Origin of the sequence: Psychrobacter sp. I-STPA6b (assembly GCF_020662265.1) — a bacterium.
Classification (GTDB): Bacteria; Pseudomonadota; Gammaproteobacteria; order Pseudomonadales; family Moraxellaceae; genus Psychrobacter.
On the sequence record NZ_VEWM01000054.1, the window covers coordinates 33,428 to 55,835 of the forward strand.

Sequence of the window (22,408 nt, forward strand, 5' to 3'; positions counted from 1 at the left end):
AAAGATAGAATGACAGCCCTTAGCATCATTTACAAAATAACTTTCAATTGAATACTAACCAGATTATGCCAGAGCTTCCAGAAGTTGAAACCACAAAAACCAGCCTAAAACCTTTGCTTGGTGCAAAACTGAATACCATTCACCTACATTGCACACAATTACGCTGGGCAGTACCTCAAGACTTGCATGCTTTAAAAAACCACTATTTGGTACACATTGACCGTCGTGCCAAATATCTGATTTTATATTTCCACCCAAATAAAGCATATCAACACAACAATACAAGCTCACATGATCAGGATGCCCTTGAAAAAAGACTAATCATTCATTTAGGCATGTCCGGTAGTCTTCAACAATATCCACAGCATACCCAAAAACGCAAACATGACCATGTCATCATGCAGTTTATAGATACACAGAATGTACCTAGGCAACTACACTACCATGACCCTCGGCGCTTTGGTGCTATCCTCTGGTACGATGAATATGCTGATAAACTTCTATCATCACTGGCAGTCGAACCCCTAACCACAGAGTTTAATGCTAAGTATCTATACGCACTCATTCATCCACAATCAACCCAGATTCAAAGCACACACAATAAAAAAAGAGAGGTTTCTCGACCTATCAAATCAGTCATCATGGATCAAAAGTTTGTCGTTGGTGTTGGTAATATCTATGCCACAGAAAGCCTTTTTCTCTCTGGTATTCATCCACTTATTCCAGCCAATCAATTAACACTGGCTCAGTTACAAATACTGGTAGATAATATTAAAACTATCCTAAAAAATGCCATACAACAAGGCGGTTCAACCCTAAAAGATTTTACCGTCTCCAGTGGACAAACTGGCTACTTTCAACAAACACTACATATCTATGGCAAACACAACCAAAGCTGTCCCAAATGTAGCAATCTTATCGATAAAGTCACCATTACAGGACGAGCCAGTACTTTTTGCTCCACTTGTCAGCCATATCCAACAACAGATAGCTTATAGTCATCGAACATGCTTGATTATCTGTGCTGAACTTGCTTTAATAGCTTTATTACCATTATATTTCTATTGTCTAACAAAATCATAACTGAATATTGATAACATCCACACATATAGAGCAACTTGGATCATTAATCATACCCAGCTAACCTAATTTAGCAATAGAACATAAAAACCAACATTCTACCAATATATTCCAAAGTTGAGGATTTAATATGCGCCTAAAACATACCCTAAGTACCGCACTACTAAGTGTTGGACTCATGATTACTAGTACAGCACCTGCAACTGCTGCCATCGAAATTGATGAAACAGATTTTGGACCTAGCTATGACACCATGGTCGTTGATACTGTCGTCGGCAAGCCTCTTCAATTAGTCAATGCTGTTGCTGGTACTGCTGCTTATGTCGTCAGCCTACCTTTCTCAATTATTGGTGGCAACCATGAACAAGCCCAGCAAAAACTTGTTGTCGAACCTTGGCAAGCAATGAATCGTTGTCTTGGATGTACCGTTGCTGAAGATAACTACTATAAATCGCAAGAAGCAAATAAAAATGATAATGTTGTTCGTATTGTGGTCGATCGACCTTCTGAAGTACTAATCAATACAAATGACAACGTTGTGGTCTTACCACAATAGCCCCAAAAACAGTAAGACAAATATAAATGACCTATGGTAGACAATACGATTGTATAGCATAAAGTGATACAACGTATGAGGGTAACAGCTGTTTAGTCATTTTTTAATTATAGTCACCCACATTACCACTTTTACTACTTATTCCCATATCCTGTTCTATATACTTATATTAGGACAGGACAACATAAAAAGGCTAACCACTTAGGTTAGCCTTTTTACTATTATGCTCTATCTATTTATCAATATATTTAATCAATGATAAGTCTTATTTATTTAACTTAGCACTGATCTCACGAAGTAATAATACCTCTTCTGAAGGCTCAGCTGGTGCTTCAGGCTCAGCTTCTTGCTTTCTACGCATATTGTTCATTGCTTTCACCATCATAAAGATGATAAAGGCTAAGATAACAAAGTTAATCAATACTGTAATAAAATTACCATATGCTAGCATAGGCACACCCGCTTCTTTCAAAGCTTCATAGGTATGTGCAACACCTTCTGGTGCATCACCTAACATAACAAACATATTAGTGAAGTCTAACTCACCACCTGCAATGAATGATACCAATGGCATGATAATGTCTTCAACCAAAGAAGTGGTAATCTTACCGAATGCTCCTCCGATAATAACACCAACTGCCAAATCCATGACGTTACCTTTTAAAGCAAACTCTTTAAATTCTGACATCATACTCATAATAACTACTACCTTTAAATAACTGATTGTTAATACTATAGTGGAACATATATAAAAACTGGTACAAACAAACAAGCATAAGTAGTAGCTGATTTTTCATACAGATACAGACAGCAAGTTACGTGCGCAACTGTTTTATCATTTATCTCACTATACTAAAAAAGGACCAACAAAATACGCCTTAAAACTACTAAGGGCATTCCATTAATCCTTAATCTACTAATACATATTAGTAATATAGTGTATTCTATAAAAAATTTTTAACAATAAAGTAAAGAAATGTAAACGAATTTCATTTAGGCTTCTTTTTTACGCCCATGACGCTTGCGTTCACTTTCAGTTAAATAGCGTTTGCGCAGACGAATAGACTTCGGTGTGACCTCAACCAGCTCATCATCCTCAATAAACTCAAGTGCCTGCTCTAAAGTCAGCTTAATTGCTGGTGTCAATGTTAATGCCTCATCCGTACCACTGGCACGTACGTTAGTCAACTGCTTGGCTTTGGTTGGATTCACTACCATATCATCACTACGAGAGTTAATACCAATAATCATACCCTCATATACCTCAAGTTGTGGTTCAGCAAATAGCTTACCGCGCTCTTGAAGGTTGAATAAAGCATAGCCCAAACAAGTACCATTGGTCATAGAAACTAAAACACCATTAACTCGACCACCCACATCACCTACTTTTTGAGGACCATAGTGTGAGAAGCTTGATGTCAAAATACCTGTACCTGATGTCATGGTTAAGAAATCTGAGCGAAATCCAATCAAACCACGAGCTGGCATCGTTGCTTCAATGCGCATACGTCCTTTATCATCAAGTTGCATATCAGTCATCTCACCTTTGCGTAAGCCGACCTGCTCCATAATTGCACCTTGATGCTCTTCTTGGATATCAAAAATCACATTTTCATAAGGCTCTTGTAGCTGACCATCTATCTCTTTTACAATAACTTCAGGACGTGAAACACCAAGCTCATAACCTTCTCGACGCATATTTTCAATCAAAACAGAAAGATGTAGCTCACCACGACCAGAAACTTTAAATTTCTCTGGAGAATCTGTATCTTCTACTCTTAATGCCACATTATGAATCAATTCACGCTCTAAACGCTCACGAATATTACGAGAAGTCACAAACTTACCTTCACGACCAGCAAATGGTGAATTATTTACTTGGAAAGTCATTGAAACAGTTGGTTCATCTACGGTTAATGCTGGTAGCGCCTCAACTGTTGATGGATCACAAATCGTATCAGAAATATTCAGTGCATCAATACCTGTAATACAAACAATATCACCTGCCTGAGCGCTGCTCACATCCACACGATCTAAACCATGATAACCCATGATTTTTAAAATACGACCATTGCGTTTATTGCCATCTTTATCAATGACAGTCACAGGTGTATTCGTTGAAATAGAACCACGCTGAATACGACCAATACCAATAACACCAACAAAGCTATTATAGTCTAAGCTAGAGATTTGCATCTGAAACGGACCATCAACATCAACTTGAGGTGGCTGCACAATATTAACAATCGTTTCAAACAGTGGTGTCATATCTTCTGCTAGATTATCTGGCTCTAAACCAGCAACACCATTTAATGCTGATGCATAAACAATCGGGAAGTCTAGTTGCTCATCTGTTGCACCCAGATTATCAAATAAGTCAAATACCTGATCCATTACCCAATCAGTGCGCGCACCAGGACGATCAACTTTGTTAATCACTACAATTGGCTTTAACCCTTTTTCGAAGGCTTTTTGGGTCACAAATCGTGTCTGAGGCATTGGACCATCAACAGCATCAACCAATAGCAAAACACAGTCAACCATGGACATAACACGCTCTACTTCACCACCAAAATCGGCGTGTCCGGGAGTATCTACGATATTAATACGATACTCAATATCATCTTTAGGGTTAAACCACTTGATAGCAGTATTTTTAGATAAGATGGTAATACCACGCTCTTGCTCAAGTGCATTGGAATCCATTACTCGCTCAATCTCACCTGCGCGCTCACCCAGTGTTCCTGATTGCTGTAGCAACTTATCTACTAACGTAGTCTTACCATGGTCTACGTGAGCAATAATAGCGATATTACGCAAATGTTCGATTTTGTTTGACATAAATGACCTAATACTTTAAAAAATTGTTGAAAATAAAACTGTATGAATTTCTCTAAACTCTTCAAATCATCGACATTTGAAATGTAAACATTACTATGCAGTGGTCTATACTAGACCCAAAGAACGATTAGCTTGAGTTTTATTGCTTCTAGAAAGGATAAAGCTCCAGATAAAGAAAAAGCAATATTGAGGGATTCTTCAGCGGGTAAGTATATCACTTTTATAATACAAAATAATGACTATCGGTATGCTTTGTTCATTTTTAGACAAATATATTCAGTTATTAAGGGCTGTTAAGCTTTTTATAGGTAGTACAGCGCAATATCATTATCATTTAATTATGAGCATTTAATCATTATTTGACCATAACAATTAATCATTTAAACCGATTGTAAAGTTGCAATAACATAGAAATCACACAGTGACACAATAAAAAAGACCACCTAGAAACTAGATGGTCTTTTTTGATAGGCTGGAGTTGTATCTCTAATCACCGCATCAGTTCAACTTGATGATTAAAGAGCAATCTACAGTCGACTGTTAATTAAAACTATCTATACTACGGGTAGTAATATTAATAGATTAGTTAACTTGCATGTCTTTAGTTTGCTCTACAACTTCAGTTTTGTTACCAGTAATAACCGCATAAACACGACGGTTCATAGCACGACCTTCTTCAGTATCGTTTGGTGCGATTGGTTGACTATAGCCATAACCAATAGTAGTCAAACGAGAAGGAGCAATACCATATTGGTTAGTCAACATTGACTTAACTGCCATAGCACGTGCTTCTGATAGACGCTGGTTGTAGCGAGCTGATGGACCAGTCTTAGAAGCGTGACCTTCAATTTTCGCAGTAGCGTTTGGATATTCACGCATTTTTTCTGCTACTTTAGCAATTTCTGGTACAAACTGTTGTTTGATGTTTGATTTATCATTATCAAAGAATACACGCAATTCCATTTCTAAATCTTCAGTGATTTCGATTGGAACTGGGCATCCGTCTGCATCAACAACAAGATTTCTTGGAGTGTTTGGACACTTGTCATTAGCATCAATAACACCATCACCATCAGTATCAACAATAACTTCTGGCTGATCTTCAATAACAACAACTGGTGGTGCAACAGGTACTACAGGAGCAACTGTTTCAACAACAGGCTCAACTGGTGGTACAACAAGAGCTGGCTGTAAATGACCGCCTAGAACAACTTCTAGACCTGCCAATGCCATACCTTCCCACCAGTTGTTATCAAAGTTATGAATCGCACGAGCTTCACCACGTAGGCTTAGAGCATCGTTTACACGATACATAGCACCAAGACCTAAGTTACCAATGGTATCTTTTGATTCAGCGACTTCTGTACCTGCGTCAATTTTACCTGATTTACCAGTTTGGCTAGTAGCATTAGCATTGTAATCACGTTGGTTTTCAACTTTAATTTTTGACTGACCAGCACCAACTAATACGTAAGGACGGAATGAGCTAGGATTATAACCTGTGAACTGATCCGTTCCGATTAGGAAGTTACCAGAGATAGTTTCTTGCTCTACATCAAAACGATTTTGAGGATTTTTTGCTGATTTCTCAGATGCTTGACCGTCAGTGTTTGACACACCATACTCAACTTGGAACTGAGTAGAAGGTGTTAATTCGATACCAAGTGCGGCACCAGTATACAAACCGCTTTCTTGAGCGATACCACCATTTACTGGAATATCAGGGTTTTTACCAGTTTCTAATGTTTTACCAGTACGCAATACTTCACGCTGTTCATCATGTGCCTCACCAGTGTAGTGATAGCCTAGTAACAGTGGGCTAACCGTAACACCAGCGTTTGCTGCCATAGGAGCTGCAGCAGCTGCAACTATTGCTAGAGCAATTTTATTTAATTTCATGGATGTCCTCCAAAGGATAGTTTAATTGTTTCGCTATTTTAACAACAGATTGTTAATTTAACAAAACTTAGCTACAAATTTATGTTATCAAATTGCAGTATCAACTGATAGCTTAGCGATTATTGATATAGTTTACAACTTATTTTTTACTAGGTGACGTATAAAGTTACCAAACTCATCAACTTCAATTAGTATTCTAATATAGTTTATTGCTGTCTTCTATATTGTGTTAGAAAAAAATACTAAAAGAAACATTAGTTGACATAACAATTATATTTCTACTATGATTTGTGTTACATTTCCCCTCTTAAATTTTTATGAAAAAACATAAACCTATTTATCAATCCTTTTCCTACCACAATAGATCATCTAAACAAGTAGGTTTTAACTTAATAGAAATGTTAGTTGTTATCATAGTAATTTCTATCATTGTAACGATAGCAACACCTTATTTTCAAGACTATTTACATAAATCAGAAGCCAAAAGTGCTCATAATCAGATACATTCTGCTATCCGAACAGCAAAAGTAGAGAGTTTTATTCGCCACCAGCACGTCGTTATGTGTCTAGCTAATATACATAATCAGTGTAACCGCAATGCGCAAAATCGCCTCATTGTTTTTAGTGATTTAAATGATAATCATATTTATGATGCGGGCAGAGACTCTCTTTTTTTAATAAAAAAATTAAACTTAAATTATGGGCATGTTTATCTACGAGCTGCCGCTAATCGTCACTATGCTAAGTTTTTTGCAGATTCAGGATTACCACGTGGTCATTTTGGTCATATTAAATACTGTCCTAATAACGCTAGCAATACTTATAAGTATATTGTGAGCTTTAATAAATTGGGTGGTATCAAATATAAACCAAATTCTATACATCCATCTGACTGCCCAACATGATTTTAGCTTAGCAAGATATTAAAAATTAATCATATATGACTAACAATAGCTAGAGTCTGTTAAACATTCATCTTCATAGGAAAAATTGAGATACTGATTTTAACAAACAGTGACTTAGTCAAGGCAATGAACGTAGGTAGCTTTTGTGAATAACAGCAGGATATTAACAAGTTCATGAACACAGAATAAGGCAAATTGAACCAATTTTTACATGAAAGTAAAAAGCAACTATATCCCTTGTAGATATTAGCCTAGTGGGGTGAAAGTTCAACAGTCCCTACCTTGTAGCCAAAAAATTACCTTATCTACCACACATAGCCTCTTTCATAGCACCAACTGCGCCCATCAATCCCAAAAACACAGCATCGGCAATCAAGGCATGACCAATGTTAAGCTCATGAATTCCTGTAATACTAGAAATGGGATAAACATTATCACGGGTCAAACCATGTCCAGCATTGACTAGTAAAGATGTTTTTTTAGTATGAGCAAAATTCACAGCATCTTTAATACGTTGATATTCAGTTGCTAATAGAGTTGAAGTTTCTAATAGGCTTTGTATATCCAAGCACTCACTGCTATCCATATCTGCCACATTTTGTAATACTGCTTCAGCATAACGCCCTGTGTGCAATTCAATCGCATCTGCACCACAGTCTATAGATGCTTGGATTTGTCGTGGTTCTGGATCTATAAATAGTGATACCTGACTACCCGCTACCTGTAGTTTGTTAATGACTTCTGTCAACCATACACGTTGTGAGTCAACATCTAGCCCACCTTCTGTTGTTAATTCTTCTCGCTTTTCTGGGACAAGACAAACCCATTCGGGAGAAACGCTACATGCTATCTTTACCATTTCTGATGTTGCTGCCATCTCCAAATTCATTGGGATATTCAAACACTTCGCCATACGATAGACATCGCTATCTTGAATATGGCGGCGGTCTTCTCGTAAATGTAGCGTAATACCATCTGCACCTGCTTGCTCACAAACTAAAGCTGCTTGTATAGGATCAGGATAACCTACTCCTCTTGCTTGTCGTAAAGTAGCCACATGGTCAATGTTTACTCCAAGCCTTGGGGTGAGTTTTTCTTTAGTGTGAATGGAGGTCTTAGGCTGTTGTTTTAGCTGATGATTTGAGGCACACATTTTATGTCCTTTATTTGGTTGCTACTCTATGGTTTCTTATATTTGATAACGACTCAATTGTTGCCATAAAATTCGGCTTTGCAAAGGCTTATAATCAAATAAGTGGTCAATCATTTGCCGATGTACTATCCCCCAACTAGCTAATGCACCATCATCAATGATAGATGCATCAACATCCCCGCGGATGCTGTTATTGATAGCCTGTTGTATCTTAATAATATCACTGCCTTCAACAATCTGCATAGGTACTTGTGATCGCTTTATTAAAGGCTTTTGAGCAAGGCTTTTTTCTGTTTCAGCAATACCAATAAATCCAGATTCTGGCTCAAAAGTATATCTCCTATTTTCGCAAATAGATACGTCCTGTGCATCTTGCACAAAGTCAATTGCAAAACCGAGTTCACTAAACAGACACCATTCATACTGACGTAATGCCAAACGCAGGCTAAAAGAGTTTAGAGGTGTGCGTAACAAAGCTAAGACATGTTGATAAGCGCAATATAGCTGAGGTTGTATGTCTTCTACTGCTAATAGATGTAGAGTTATTTCATTGACATATAGCCCAGCATATTGATTACTCCCAAACAACGGCGGGGTCAGTTGTGCAATATTAATTTGTTGTAGAGTTTTTAGTGACTTTTTTCCAGAGGCAAACAAGGTAAGTGGCACAAATAATGGCAGTCCCTTTTTTCCAATACCATGAATCAGGCCATATTCCTGAGAAAATATATAATAGATGGCACGCTTTTCTTGATATGGTTTATGATGGAGAATATAACCATTGATTGCCTCATTGCGCATGCACGAATAATCCGTTTTGCCTAATTAAGGTTTAGATAACCTATCTTAAAAGGGCTAATATCCTAAACTACTCAATGCACGCTCATCATCTGACCAACCACGCTTCACTTTTACCCATAAGGTCAACATGACTTTTTTGTCAAACAATTGCTCCATATCTTGACGCGCTTCCATTCCAACCTGCTTGATACGTTGCCCTTTATCACCAATGATAATTGCTTTTTGTCCATTACGCTCCACAAAAATAGTGGCATCAATAAAAGTACAAGCCTTGCGCTTTCTACCTGTTTTAGGGTCAGTATGGGCTGGCTCATCTTTAAACTCATCGATTTGAACCGTCAAATCATAGGGCACTTCATCACCAGCTTGACGCATAATCTTTTCACGAATTATTTCACTGGCTAAAAAGCGTTCACTACGGTCAGTTAACTGATTCACATCATAAATAGGCATCCCTTCTGGCAGATGCGACTCAATAACCAAACGCAATCTATCCAAATTTTGATTTTTTAAAGCAGAAACTGGCACAATATCCGCAAAGTCAAAACTCTCATGAAAGTCTTCAATCAAAGGTAAAATACTACCTTTATCTTTAATCGTATCTGCCTTATTAATAACCAATACGACAGGCAAATCTGTCTGCCCTATTTTCTCTAATGTTAATAAATCATCTTCTCGCCATTGATCAGCATCAACAACAAACAATACTAAATCCACATCAACCAATGCTGAGGTAGCCGCTTTATTCATTCTCTCATTAATGGCACGTACTTCATTACCATGAATACCTGGTGTATCCACAAATACCGCTTGCATGTTATCAGTACTTAATATCCCGTGGATACGATGACGAGTCGTTTGCGGTTTACGCGAGGTAATAGATAGTTTCTGCCCCAATAAATGATTCATTAAAGTAGATTTACCAACATTTGGTCGACCCACAATCGCCACATAACCTGACTTAAACCCATCTGGTAACGCACTGTCTGATTCGCCATCAAAGAATGCTGAAATGGCTTGCTCATTTACTGTATTGTTATCCATATAATCTTAAACTCATATTAAATTGAATGTTATAAATTGAACATTGTATGGGATAGGATTACAAGCTATTATGACTCATAACCCCGATATATTGCACATTTAGCTATTTAGTCAGTTTATTTAACTGGTTAATCATTAATTCTGCTGTTTTCTGTTCAGCGATTCGTCGACTTTCACCAGAGGCAACAACATCCGGACAGTTCTCTAAAGATACATGACAAGACACCACAAACACCTGATGAGGGGCATTACCCTGTGTTTCTAATAGCTGATATACAGGCAATGGCATCTGTTTACCTTGCAACCATTCTTGTAATCGGCTTTTTGCATCTTTAAGTACTTGCTGATCATTCACATTATTGATTAATGGCTCAAACCATCGTAGCACACAGGCTTTTACTACATCAATGCTCTGACTATCCAAATAAATCGCACCAATCAATGACTCTACTACATCTGCTAAAATAGAGGCTCGCTGTCGTCCACCACCCTTACGCTCACCAACACCAAGTATTAAATGATTTGATAAAGCTAGCTGTTGTGCAACAATGACTAAAGACTCTTGACGTACCAGTGTAGCTCGCATGCGAGTCAGTCGTCCTTCATTTTGGTTAGGATATTGAAAGTAGAGCGCTTCTGCAATAATAACCCCCAACAGCGCATCTCCTAAAAACTCCAAACGCTCATAATTTTTCTTACTATCAAATGAACGATGCGTTAATGCTAGTCGAGGCAAACTTTGGTCTGTAAAAACATAGCCCAAGTTATGTGATAATACCTCTAGACTATGAGCAAAATCATAAAATGATTGGCTAGGCGCAGAAGCTGGCGGTTTTTTATGTAATGACATAGTATGTAACTTTAAGTAAAAGAGAATAAAACTATAAATCAAATCATGAAATAAAGTGATGCCTCCCCTCATCAATGTGAGACAGGAAGCATCATGGTTCATCATTATGTTATATTATTAAGATTAATATATTGTTTATATAAACAATAAGATGAAAATAGACAAAGCATACTCTAATGACTTGAGATATTAATTTAATCGAAACGATATATCTATACTATTTGAAATAACCAAGTCTAATATAACTGTATGTATCTACCCTATTTTGCATCATTCATGGTAATGTCTTTCTCAAAACGATTAACAATATCCACATTCCCAAAGAAGTTATTTACCACTTCATATTTAGAACGTACAGCCAGACTACCAGTCTTATTATTTGTAAACGTCAACATTTCTTCAGGTTTACTACTATAATCTGCATTTAAACTTAATTGCTGTGATAAGTTTTGCATAAACTCTCGAGAGCTTTCTTTATTGTCATTCGCTTTTTTAAGCTCATTTGCCACTGTTTTATTAAACTGATAATTACCTATCTGCGCTGGCAAGATGGCTATCGCCAGCTTGACAAAGACACCCAGTGCTAAGACAAAAAATACAATCCCACTGACACTAGCACCACGCTGTGACTGAATAACTGAAGAAGTAGTGGCTTGTGCCACTGTCTTGACAGTATAATTCATAATATACTCTCTCATAGCTCTTTAACTGTTCTGTTATATATAAACTTTAAGATATTATATATAAGCATGATAAAAATTTAACTAAAATTATATTTGACATACTAGCAGTATTTGACCTAATACTGCCAGTATTTTTGACATCTCATGCGTCAGTTTAACACTTCGTCAGTTTAAATCACTCTATTAATCAATTTGACCATTACGAGAGAAAGTTGGGAAGTTAAGTCCTGGCTTTTTATGCATCCAGATGTATACAGCCTTGCCTGCTAAGTTTGCATCTGGTACAAAACCCCAATAACGTCCATCAGCACTCCGATCTGAGTTATCACCTAAAACAAAATATTCACCTTGAGGCACTGTTACTGACCAATCACTATTATGATTAATGCTTTTTTGTAAAAAAGGTGAATAATCATTGGATAACACAGGAGCCGATAAATAACGTCGTAAATAAGTATGTTGCCCAAGCTGTTGCTGATAATAGCTGGCATACTGCTCTTCTATCTGTCCCTGTCTTTTTGCATCCTCTGGAGATAACCGCCACTCTCTATTAGGGTTAGCTCTATCTTTCTCTGGTGAGTATAACTGCTCAGTTAATGCATTATCAGGTTGGTAGTTCACCTTTGTTGTGGCAACTACTTTGCCATTGACAGATAACTGTCCGTCATGATTACTGACAACATCACCAGGCAAACCAATAATACGCTTAATATAATAAATTTTTGGATTTTCAGGATACCTAAAGACAGCAACATCACCATGTTCTGGATGTCCTGTATCTAAAAACTTAGTATAAGTTAATGGCAGACGTAATCCATAAGCATACTTATTCACTGCTACAAAATCACCTGTATATAAGGTTGGCACCATAGATGATGATGGGATATTAAAAGGCTCAATAATAAAAGAACGTACAATCAATACGACAGCCAATACCGGAAAGAAGTCATATGCCCAACCAACTAAAAAGTTTTCTTTCTTTGTATCGCGGTTCTTATGTTGTTTGAATACAAACTTATCAAGCAACCAAACTACCCCAAGTATTAAGGTAACAGGCACTAAAATGAGGTTAAAATCAAAATCCATTATACCGCCCTATTGATTGTCTACTTTTAATACAGCTAAAAATGCCTCTTGTGGTATTTCAACACTGCCCACTTGCTTCATACGTTTTTTACCTTCTTTTTGCTTGGACAGTAGTTTTTTCTTACGTGACACATCACCACCATAACATTTTGCCAAAACATCTTTACGCATGGCTTTTACAGTACTACGTGCAATAATTTGGCTACCAATTGCTGCTTGAATGGCCACATCAAACATTTGCCGTGGAATCAGCTCTTTCATTTTTTCGACCAACTGGTTGCCACGATAGCGAGCTTGCTCTTGGTGACAAATCATCGCTAAGGCATCTACTTTATCACCATTAATCAATACATCTACTTTTACTAGCTTATCGACTTGATAACGCTCAAAGTTATAATCTAATGAAGCAAAACCACGAGACACAGATTTTAGACGGTCAAAAAAGTCCATTACTACCTCACCCATCGGAATATCAAATACCAACTGTACTTGATTCCCCATAAAGCGCATGTCTACTTGGACACCTCGACGCTCTATACACAGCGTCATAACATTACCTAAGTAGTCTTGTGGAACTAAAATATGACAACGTGCAATCGGCTCACGAAACTCATCAATCATACCAACATCAGGTAAACGAGAAGGGTTATCTACTTGGATAACATCACCGTTTTTCTTCTTAATTTCATAAATAACCGAAGGAGCAGTGGTAATCAAATCTAAATCATATTCACGCTCAAGACGCTCTTGGATAATCTCCATATGTAGCATACCTAAAAAGCCACAACGGAATCCAAACCCCAGTGCATCAGAAGTATCTGGCTCAAAAAACAATGCGGCATCATTGATTTGGAGCTTTTGCAATGCCTCACGAAACTTTTCAAAATCACTAGAATCTACAGGAAATAGACCTGCATAAACCTGAGGTGTAATTTGTTTGAATCCCGGAATACAGTCAACATCAGGTGTCTTAGCGTGGGTAATGGTATCACCCACTGGTGCACCTTGAATGTCTTTGATACCTGCAATAACAAACCCAACTTCGCCCGCTTCTAACACCTCTGTTTCTAAGGGCTTAGGAGTGAATACCCCTGTTGAGGAAACTGGATGAGACTCTTTGGTCGACTTAATATAAATTTTATCATTTTTTCTAAGTGTACCTTGGCGTACACGTACCAAAGACACCACACCCAAATAATTATCGAACCAAGAATCAATAATTAACGCCTGTAATGGTGCTTCACGATCTCCAGTCGGTGCAGGAATACGCTCAATCAGGGTTTGTAATAGCTCATCAACACCTAGACCAGATTTTGCTGATACTCGGGGCGCATCCATTGCCTCAATGCCAATAATATCCTCAATCTCTTGTATCACACGCTCTGGTTCAACTTGAGGTAGGTCTATTTTATTCAAAACAGGTAGCACTTCCAGACCTTGATCTACAGCTGTATAACAGTTTGCTACAGACTGAGCTTCTACCCCTTGTGCTGCATCAACAACCAGTAATGCCCCTTCACAAGCTGCCAACGAGCGTGAAACTTCATATGAGAAGTCAACATGACCAGGTGTATCAATAAAGTTCAACTGATAACGCTCACCATTAGGGTGGTTATAATAAAGAGTCACAGACTGTGCTTTAATTGTGATGCCACGCTCACGCTCAATATCCATTGAATCAAGCACCTGCGCCTGCATTTCTCGGTCTTGCAATGCGCCACATGATTGGATAAAGCGGTCCGCCAAGGTAGATTTGCCATGGTCAATATGGGCAATGATTGAAAAATTTCGTATATTCGCTAATGCGGTCACGTGTACCTACTACCTATTAAAAGTGATGTAAATAAAAAGTAAGAAAGACAATCTATCAATAACTCATGATAGATTGTTTCATTATAAAGCCATATTATATGAAAGTGCTAATACTAGAAACTGTATCATACAACAAATATGATGTTGCTTATTCTATCAGCTTTAGGACACTCAGTCAGTGTTAAACTGAGTTTTGCTTCTTTGTCTAACCAAATACTTTCTCATCCATGGTGACTTACCATAAAATGAGCCGTTCAGCTGGGTCTGCTCTATCAAAAACTCACGAAACTTGCCATAAAAATTATGATCTGGATATTTTGGATTTTGCCAAAATTGATTTAAAGGTTTGGAATCAACCAACTTTTCAATATTATAAATCGCATTGCCCATGATTTTAGTTGGTTTTCTATGATAGATAGACTGTAACCCTGTTGTACTATTTATCGTCACCATGCCAAGGCTATATTTTATTAATGTTGGTAAATGCATATCACAACCATACATAACCCTACCACCAATACCATAGTTATGTGCCAGTTGAGTAATCACTTGTCTATAGTCACGATGTCCACGATCTAAAGGATGGTGTTTAAATACCAATAAATGATGATTTTGTGCATGTTGGGCAAAACTTGCAATCACCTCATCTATAAACTCAATGACATCATGATAGGGACTATGATGAGTAATTTGAGAGTCATTATGTACTTGCAAACTCACCAAAAAATATTGCTGACTATATTGTCGCACCAACTTTTTTTGTAATAATTTATCTGGCAAATAACCAACTGCCTTACGCCAAGGTGCTTTTAACCACGCAGCCGCTTCTTGCCATGCTGTCATACCACGATAATGTTGATAATGAGGATAACGATACTGGAACATCCGACTAATAATATAATAAACTGTCGCAGCAATACTTAAGCGATAAAAACGATTATAAGTATATTGAGGATGATCATTAGCTTGCTTTAATGCCTGAATATTTGCCATGTCTAAACGAGAATAACCATTGATTCCATGTTCTTGTAAAGTAACATAGTCTGGTCGCAAATAACCTTCTTCAAAAACAAAAAAAGAAATACCCATCTGCTCACAGACGCCCACTGCTTGACGATGATGTGGTCGGCAATCGCCAAAACAAACAACAGCATCAATATTTTGAGTTTCTATAAGTTGAGTGAGCCATGGGGCAAAATCATCTAGAGTGCCATGATAAGAAAAAGCTGGCTTGTGCCAATAAAAAAAAGCATCACCTGCATTAAAATTTACTTTACTAACCTTCACGCCACACTTCATTAGAAATGACGCAAAACGATGGAAGAAAGTCCCCATCTTTCCTTGTAATAACAGTACATGTTGATGCGTAAGCAGACGTTGTATAGATGCTGCCATAAATGGGAATACCACCGTACTTAAAGGAAAAATAAGAAAATTCACACAATATTGAGCTACAAACCGCACATTATAAGTTGTTTGCCATCATGGTTTGTCATGATATACATAAGCTTTAGTTAACTATAAGTAACAGAATGTATAGTTATGGCATCTATTTTATTCCTTCAATGCATAACCCATCGTTACTTTTTTTAGACTTGATTACTTCATAGCTTGTAACCAATGCTTACGTACCTGCATAAAAGTTCGTATCAGCTGGCGTTTTTTGCTGGGTGCAAATGGCTGGGCTGATTGATTATAAAGGTAGTCTATGACCTGCTCTACTTGAGCCAATCCATAGCCATCTGGTAAGCGATATAAAGGATAACACACTAAAGTACAGTAAATCATCTGTGCTAGTGTTAATGGTACCTGACGTTGACGTCTCGCTAAAAACTCAGCTTTTGGTGACTGTTTATAATCTTTATCGACCGTCAATCCCCAACCAGCATAAAATGGTAGACCATAACACACCACCTTTTTATGTCTAAGCAATGCCTCAAAGCCAGCTTGCGAGCTAATCGTGTAAACACTATCAACCACTTCTAAGCAGTCATGAATCGCTGTCTGATAAGCCACTTCATTCACTAAAGATAAGAGCGACTTTGCTACTTTCCCGACTCTTAATCCGGCTTCAACATCTGGATGGGGTTTATAAATCAAATATGCCTGTGGGTTTTCAGCACGCACCCGCTTTATTAACTCAGCATTTGTCCGTACCATAGAGCCACAGTTTTGGACTGATAGATCATCTTCTACCTGTCCCACAATTAAAATAACTTCTTGCTGTTCTTGTTTTGACAAATGTGCTAGTAACAGTGAGTTTTTATCTCCTACATTATATTTACTAACACGCTGGCTCAATAATTTTTGATGCAGTTTCTCAACACGCTTTAGCTCATCATCACTAAGAGCAGGACATGTTAACAACAATGTCTCCAAATCTGATGGTTGCGTTGCATCATAATAAATACCCTGCTTATCCAAAACAACAGACAAAGGCTCAAGTAATGTCGCTCCAAGACCGTTGGAGCGAATAAAACCATCCTCCATACACCAAATATGTCCCCTACCTTTATTTTTCTTAGCACATCTGGTCTCTAATTGCCGTTTTTTTGCAAGCCCCCAAACTAATAAATCATTGTCATAATCAACATTAAAATGTTTAGGGTGAAGGAGATTTTTCAATCTAGGCTTGGGTTTTACTTTTAAGGTTTTTACAGCCGGTGTCAAAAAATCACGTACAAATGGTAATTTCCAACGGCTAAACTCATAAATAGTGAGTGAATCTGCTAACTGTTTTGCTTTTTCTCGATTGCTAATTAACCACTGAATACTTTGTTCGATTTCACATGATGTTCCTGTTGCTGGATCTACATAGCGACTATAATCAATATATGCAGCATAAAATAACTGCTCTATTGATACTGCCACTAATGGTTGCAAACTTAAATCATCGTGTTTTTGTGACCACAAAGGTACGCTCAAAAGTTGCCTTAAAGATGAATGAATAAGTCGTGATGACGAAGGTTGGGAAATGGGCGTTTTAACCTGTAGAGAATCCGAAGCTTTAAATAACTGTATACGCCTTTTTTGAACCTGTTTTAATAGCTTCTTTGGTGCATATTTATCTTCTGTTAACCCCCATCCTGTATACCATGCTACCCCAAAACAATAAACCTTTATACCCAACATTAGTGCTTCAAAACCCATATGTGAGCTGACCGTATAAACATGGGTCATTTGTTTTAATAAAGCAATAGGATTAACATTCGCAGTAATGACTTCTATACGCTGACGATACTTTTTCAGTATTTTTTTCTTCAATAATTTAAGTAACTTTGGCTGATTTAAATAGCCTGTTTTTGCAGCAGGATGTGCTTTGATATAGATTTTTGCGTTAGGATGATTATGACAAGCCTTTAGCAACATATGAATAAATTGCTGTTTATTTGCACCCGCACCTAGAACTGAAGCATCATTAGCGACCTGATCAATCACCAATACATTCTCAACATTTTCAGTTCTTTGTATTGCAATTGCCTCAATAATAGGGCAATTAACTGGGACAGGTGGGTTATATTTTGACAGGTGGTTGCAGATAATTTTCTGAATACACTGTTCGGCTCTTTGTTGCATGTCATTTGACCAAACATCAAGACGATGCATAATATGATGCTCTAGTGTGGAAGGATGTCGAACATCAAAATATATGCCAACATCATCAACCACCACACTACAACCAAACCGACTTTGAATGCCTGAATCCAAAGAACGTAAAAAACCATCCTCTACACTTACTGCTGATATACCTAACTTATCAGCTGTTCTAGAAGCACGTTGATAACTCTTTTTTATCCCCCAGCCAGCAAATTGAGTTGGTAAATGATGCTTCTTACTTACAAGATGCCAAGGATACCAGCGCAACACTGGCTGTCGTAACAACATTGGCAATAGCTTATTATTACGAATCATTCCTTTGCCCAACACAGCAATATACTGCTGTTGTTCATTGCTATTTTGGGCTGGCTGCTTGTGCTGCAAGTGGCTTACCTCTTTTTCTTATCTTTGACATTTACGCTACCATCAAGTTATAAACTCAATATCACTTTAGCAGCAACAGCCAACTGATAAACAATTTGGCTAATGCCTCGCGTAATTTCAATCTGTCTGGTTTTAATTTTTGGCAACACCATAATTTCGTCACCCTGTTGTACGCGGTAAGCTGTATTGACAACCTCATTTGCACCGTTTTGATGAATAACCAAAATAGAATCTGTATTTGCATTATCATCAAAGCCACCAGACTTCGCAATATAATCACCAACTGTCAATGCTGGGTTAAAGCTCAATGCACCTTGTGTACGTACCTGACCATTAACTGTAATTACTGATGTCTGTTCAGGAATCTCAATCACGTCACCTTGTTGCAAAATGATATCTTGCCATGAGTCGGATACAACCACAATCTGTCCAGAAGTCTCTACATTACGCGCTTTTGCAATAAATTGCTTGATCAAATTTGCATCATCTTGACGTAACGCAGCTTCTTCACGAGTCGATGACTGTGATGACAACATCATTGCTTCTAGTTGATCTAAAGAACGATTAATCATCTGTTTTTGCTGGTCTGCTACCGAATCACGATAAATAGTTAAATGTGATAAATTTGCCATTGGACTGGGTTGCAACTGTGCGACAACATCTTTTAATCTCGCTCCATATGGCAAAATAACTGCACCATTACCCATATGAGCCCCTTTTACCTGCACAGCAATTGTGGCAGCATAACGGTCTGATGTCACAACCAGCTGATCTCCATTATATACTGGCACATTCTGTGCTTCTGCCAATGTATAATATTCAGATGTTTGCGCCCGTCCAGCACTCCGTGTGATACTGACATTTGTTGCATCAGCTTTGGGATTGGCAACAGCCAGAGCATCACCTATGGTCAAATCAGGAACATTAAATTCAAATACATTTTGATTTTGTACTTGACCGGTAATACCGAATGTTTGTTTTTGTGGTGCAACTGTGATGACATCGCCATCTTCAAAATTAAAAGGATATAACTTGCCTCCCAACAAGAACTCATATAAGTTGACCTGCTGCATCAACTGACCATTACGATTGATCTTAATATCAATATAGCTACCACGCTCAGGGTCAACACCACCTGCCCGATCCAAATAGGATAAAACTGAGTCAGCAGCCAACCCACCATAATAACCCGGTTGATTAACAAATCCTGTCACAAACACTTTCACAGGCTGTGCTTCTTCTAACGATGCATAAACGTAGACATTTGAGCGATAAATACGGTTTACCGCACTCTCTACCACACTCTGTAGGTTGCCATTTTTTACCCCTGATACCTTTAAAGGACCAATATTCGGCAAAAAGATATTTCCTTGTGGATCTACAGTCATCGTTGCTGCATATTGATACGCACCCCACATACGCACTGAGATATTATCTCCTGGCTTGATGGTATAACTATTATTAAATGTAGAGCCAGATGTGGTTGCAAATGCACCACGGAATAATTGTGCCCCGAATACCTGACTACTGTCATTATTTCCCTGAGCAGGATTACCTTGATAAGATGAGGTAGCATTAAGAATAGAGTAAGACGGTAAGCTTGCCGCATCAATTGCCTCACTCATAGATGCCTGTGCTGGTACTTGTGAATCAAACGCCCGTGTAGAAACATTGGGTGCTTGTATACGACCATTACGATTATTTTGTGAATCAATGTTTACACCAGCCATTTGATTGGTATAGCCAGTGGCAGCTTGTGTACTGCTATAAGGCAAAACTGTACCCATGATGGTACAAATAGTGACAACCAATAGGTGTTGTTGGCGTTTCATGGGCGACTTTCCTTTATGTGTTGCGATAACTTTGAATGTATTTATCGTGGGTGTCTAACAAAATCACTAATATTATTAAGAGAGATACTATTAATGAAACTAGCTTCTATGATCTCGAACCACAGCCATCACTAAACGTACAAAGCCATAAAAAATCAATAATAGTGCCAGTGATGTCCAGATAATATAAGCACGACGAGGATAAATAGCTTCTTCCGCCTCATAGGGTGCCGCAATAACAATAAGATTTTTCATCTTCCGCAGTGCTTCTAAACGAGATTTTTCTAGCGATGATAATGATAACTTATACAACTCTGTTGCAAAGTCCACATCGGCTTTTAAACTATCAAACTGTACTGCTTGTCGGTTTAATTTGGTTGTATTTGGTGATGTCAGTTTCTTCTGCTCTTCTTGAATCTGCTTTTCAACAGCACTAATCTGACTACGCAAAGACACCACTTGTGGTGCATCTGGATTCAGATAGCTAAGCAACTGACGCTCTTCAGTACGCAATGTTGACAACTGAGCTTGCAAGCTACCAATTAACTGGTTCACCAGTTGAGCATTGGCTTGAGGATCAAAAATCTCATTTTGATTTTGGTAACTCAGTAGTTGCTCTTTTGCGGCATTCAATCTGTTTTCAGAGTCCTGCAACTGTTGCTCAGCAAAAGCAAGCTGGTCTTTAGCAACTTGTTGGGAAATACGGTTTACAAACTGCTCTGACACAGCCAATATCGCTTTATTTAACTCAAAAGCATAATCTGGCGTAAACCCTTCGGTAGTCACAGTCAAAACATGAGTTTTCTCATCAAGTGCAATATGCACTCGCTTTTTAAAGTAATTCAACAACTCTTCTTGAGTCGCATCTTTTGGAATCTCATACAATGGGTCTTTACCATCTACATAATAGGCCTGACGAAAGTCAAACTTCTGATCCAGTTGCTTAATCATATCATTAGATAAAATAAAGTCTGTCAAGTAGTTGGCATCTTCAACACTGGTATTATTCACCCCTAATAGTGCACCCAGCCCACCAGCTGCTGGCACATTGGCTTCACTAACCTGCTTAACTACCACCTCTGAGGTAGAAACGAATCGTGGATGTGCCAATACCATGACATAAAAAATGATCAACACCCATGGAATGATAACCAAGCCGATAAACAGCGAGAAGTTAATAATTTTATTTTTTCGCTTTATGGACATGCTCTTTATACACCTCTATCGCTTCTTTTGTATCATCAAACACATGTGCGGTCTGATCCATTAAAACAATACCAATATCACAGTTGCGTTCAATATCGCCTAAATTATGGGATACCACCAAAAACCCAGCTTGTGCACGACGAGCTGCCAAAATCGCCTCACTACGTTTACGAAAAGCAGCATCGCCAACTGCACCCGCTTCATCTAACATATAATAGTCAAAATCAAATGCCAGACTTAGCCCAAAAGTTAACCTTGCTTTCATACCAGATGAATAGCTTTTCACTGGCATATCAAAATACTTACCAATATCAGCAAACTCTTCAACAAAGCGAATCTTTTCATCAATATAATCCCCACTGGAATATAATCGACAAACAAAACGCACATTTTGTCGTCCAGTGAGACTACCCTGAAACCCGCCAGCCACACCTACTGGCCAAGAAATCGTTGAGTTTGTAATGACATCACCATAATCTGGCTCATCCAACCCACAAATAATGCGCAGTAAAGTAGATTTACCAGCACCATTACGTCCTAGCAATCCAACACTTTGCTTATCACCAATGGTTAGGTTCAAGTCTTTAAACAAATAGTGACGACCTTTTTTGGTCATAAACGACTTAGTTACATTTCTTAATTCAATCACTAAAATGCCTATTTTATCTAATAACCACTG

Annotated in this window: 18 protein-coding genes; 3 read left to right on the forward strand and 15 right to left on the reverse strand. The window is 38.0% G+C overall.

What is annotated here, in order from left to right; translation table 11 throughout:
- Positions 1-65: 65 nt before the first annotated feature.
- Complete coding sequence (gene mutM / locus FHK88_RS03860) at positions 66-998, forward strand: bifunctional DNA-formamidopyrimidine glycosylase/DNA-(apurinic or apyrimidinic site) lyase (RefSeq protein ID WP_227429452.1); 933 nt, start codon at positions 66-68, stop codon at positions 996-998.
- Positions 999-1,210: 212 nt separating this feature from the next.
- Positions 1,211-1,636: a hypothetical protein gene (locus FHK88_RS03865; RefSeq protein ID WP_264480599.1), complete on the forward strand. Its 426-nt coding sequence runs from the start codon at positions 1,211-1,213 to the stop codon at positions 1,634-1,636.
- Between the two features lie 265 nt (positions 1,637-1,901).
- On the opposite strand, the gene mscL is transcribed toward FHK88_RS03865, so the two are convergent.
- The 3 genes from mscL to FHK88_RS03880 all read right to left on the reverse strand — a co-directional run bounded on the left by mscL (position 1,902) and on the right by FHK88_RS03880 (position 6,376).
- Positions 1,902-2,333, reverse strand: coding sequence for a large conductance mechanosensitive channel protein MscL (gene mscL / locus FHK88_RS03870; protein WP_227429453.1), 432 nt, complete (start codon positions 2,331-2,333; stop codon positions 1,902-1,904).
- Between the two features lie 296 nt (positions 2,334-2,629).
- Positions 2,630-4,477, reverse strand: coding sequence for a translational GTPase TypA (typA, locus tag FHK88_RS03875; protein WP_227429454.1), 1,848 nt, complete (start codon positions 4,475-4,477; stop codon positions 2,630-2,632).
- 582 nt (positions 4,478-5,059) lie between these two features.
- Positions 5,060-6,376, reverse strand: coding sequence for an OmpA family protein (locus FHK88_RS03880; RefSeq protein WP_227429455.1), 1,317 nt, complete (start codon positions 6,374-6,376; stop codon positions 5,060-5,062).
- A gap of 317 nt (positions 6,377-6,693) precedes the next feature.
- Between FHK88_RS03880 and FHK88_RS03885 the strand changes: the two genes are divergently transcribed.
- Positions 6,694-7,281, forward strand: a complete 588-nt coding sequence (locus FHK88_RS03885) for a Tfp pilus assembly protein FimT/FimU (RefSeq protein ID WP_227429456.1) — start codon at positions 6,694-6,696, stop codon at positions 7,279-7,281.
- 301 nt (positions 7,282-7,582) lie between these two features.
- Here the strand turns inward: FHK88_RS03885 and FHK88_RS03890 are convergent, their stop codons facing one another.
- The 12 genes from FHK88_RS03890 to FHK88_RS03945 form a co-directional block, all read right to left on the reverse strand.
- Positions 7,583-8,434: a pyridoxine 5'-phosphate synthase gene (locus FHK88_RS03890; RefSeq protein ID WP_227429457.1), complete on the reverse strand. Its 852-nt coding sequence runs from the start codon at positions 8,432-8,434 to the stop codon at positions 7,583-7,585.
- Positions 8,435-8,470: 36 nt separating this feature from the next.
- Complete coding sequence (gene recO, locus FHK88_RS03895; protein ID WP_227429458.1) at positions 8,471-9,235, reverse strand: DNA repair protein RecO; 765 nt, start codon at positions 9,233-9,235, stop codon at positions 8,471-8,473.
- A 54-nt stretch (positions 9,236-9,289) separates the two neighbouring features.
- Positions 9,290-10,279: a GTPase Era gene (gene era, locus FHK88_RS03900; RefSeq protein ID WP_227429459.1), complete on the reverse strand. Its 990-nt coding sequence runs from the start codon at positions 10,277-10,279 to the stop codon at positions 9,290-9,292.
- Between the two features lie 103 nt (positions 10,280-10,382).
- Entirely contained in the window at positions 10,383-11,129 is a 747-nt protein-coding gene (rnc, locus tag FHK88_RS03905) for a ribonuclease III (protein WP_227429460.1), read from the reverse strand.
- A gap of 260 nt (positions 11,130-11,389) precedes the next feature.
- On the reverse strand, positions 11,390-11,812 hold the full coding sequence (locus FHK88_RS03910) for a DUF4845 domain-containing protein (RefSeq protein WP_227429461.1): 423 nt from the start codon (positions 11,810-11,812) through the stop codon (positions 11,390-11,392).
- 183 nt (positions 11,813-11,995) lie between these two features.
- Positions 11,996-12,898 (reverse strand): signal peptidase I, encoded by a 903-nt coding sequence (gene lepB / locus FHK88_RS03915; RefSeq protein ID WP_227429462.1) that lies wholly within the window; start codon positions 12,896-12,898, stop codon positions 11,996-11,998.
- 9 nt (positions 12,899-12,907) lie between these two features.
- A complete protein-coding gene (lepA, locus tag FHK88_RS03920) occupies positions 12,908-14,710 on the reverse strand; it encodes a translation elongation factor 4 (protein WP_227429463.1) in 1,803 nt (600 codons plus the stop codon).
- A gap of 171 nt (positions 14,711-14,881) precedes the next feature.
- Entirely contained in the window at positions 14,882-16,105 is a 1,224-nt protein-coding gene (locus FHK88_RS03925; RefSeq protein WP_227429464.1) for a capsule biosynthesis protein, read from the reverse strand.
- A 204-nt stretch (positions 16,106-16,309) separates the two neighbouring features.
- Entirely contained in the window at positions 16,310-18,691 is a 2,382-nt protein-coding gene (locus tag FHK88_RS03930; protein WP_227429465.1) for a capsular polysaccharide biosynthesis protein, read from the reverse strand.
- A 47-nt stretch (positions 18,692-18,738) separates the two neighbouring features.
- The gene (locus FHK88_RS03935; protein ID WP_227429466.1) at positions 18,739-20,523 is read right to left on the reverse strand and encodes a polysaccharide biosynthesis/export family protein; all 1,785 of its coding nucleotides are present in this window, start codon (positions 20,521-20,523) and stop codon (positions 18,739-18,741) included.
- Positions 20,524-20,622: 99 nt separating this feature from the next.
- Positions 20,623-21,729, reverse strand: coding sequence for a capsule biosynthesis protein (locus FHK88_RS03940; protein WP_227429467.1), 1,107 nt, complete (start codon positions 21,727-21,729; stop codon positions 20,623-20,625).
- Positions 21,707-22,378 (reverse strand): ABC transporter ATP-binding protein, encoded by a 672-nt coding sequence (locus tag FHK88_RS03945; RefSeq protein ID WP_227429468.1) that lies wholly within the window; start codon positions 22,376-22,378, stop codon positions 21,707-21,709. The genes FHK88_RS03940 and FHK88_RS03945 overlap by 23 nt, the downstream gene beginning before the upstream one ends.
- Positions 22,379-22,408: the final 30 nt, after the last annotated feature.

Coding starts and splice junctions, on each gene's coding strand:
- mutM (WP_227429452.1), top strand. CDS start 66: ATGCCAGAGCTTCCAGAAGTTGAAACCACAAAAACCAGCCTAAAACCT.
- FHK88_RS03925 (WP_227429464.1), bottom strand. CDS start 16,105: ATGGCAGCATCTATACAACGTCTGCTTACGCATCAACATGTACTGTTA.
- recO (WP_227429458.1), bottom strand. CDS start 9,235: ATGCGCAATGAGGCAATCAATGGTTATATTCTCCATCATAAACCATAT.
- mscL (WP_227429453.1), bottom strand. CDS start 2,333: ATGAGTATGATGTCAGAATTTAAAGAGTTTGCTTTAAAAGGTAACGTC.
- typA (WP_227429454.1), bottom strand. CDS start 4,477: ATGTCAAACAAAATCGAACATTTGCGTAATATCGCTATTATTGCTCAC.
- lepB (WP_227429462.1), bottom strand. CDS start 12,898: ATGGATTTTGATTTTAACCTCATTTTAGTGCCTGTTACCTTAATACTT.
- FHK88_RS03935 (WP_227429466.1), bottom strand. CDS start 20,523: ATGAAACGCCAACAACACCTATTGGTTGTCACTATTTGTACCATCATG.
- FHK88_RS03885 (WP_227429456.1), top strand. CDS start 6,694: ATGAAAAAACATAAACCTATTTATCAATCCTTTTCCTACCACAATAGA.
- FHK88_RS03890 (WP_227429457.1), bottom strand. CDS start 8,434: ATGTGTGCCTCAAATCATCAGCTAAAACAACAGCCTAAGACCTCCATT.
- FHK88_RS03940 (WP_227429467.1), bottom strand. CDS start 21,729: ATGTCCATAAAGCGAAAAAATAAAATTATTAACTTCTCGCTGTTTATC.
- rnc (WP_227429460.1), bottom strand. CDS start 11,129: ATGTCATTACATAAAAAACCGCCAGCTTCTGCGCCTAGCCAATCATTT.
- FHK88_RS03865 (WP_264480599.1), top strand. CDS start 1,211: ATGCGCCTAAAACATACCCTAAGTACCGCACTACTAAGTGTTGGACTC.
- FHK88_RS03910 (WP_227429461.1), bottom strand. CDS start 11,812: ATGAATTATACTGTCAAGACAGTGGCACAAGCCACTACTTCTTCAGTT.
- era (WP_227429459.1), bottom strand. CDS start 10,279: ATGGATAACAATACAGTAAATGAGCAAGCCATTTCAGCATTCTTTGAT.
- FHK88_RS03880 (WP_227429455.1), bottom strand. CDS start 6,376: ATGAAATTAAATAAAATTGCTCTAGCAATAGTTGCAGCTGCTGCAGCT.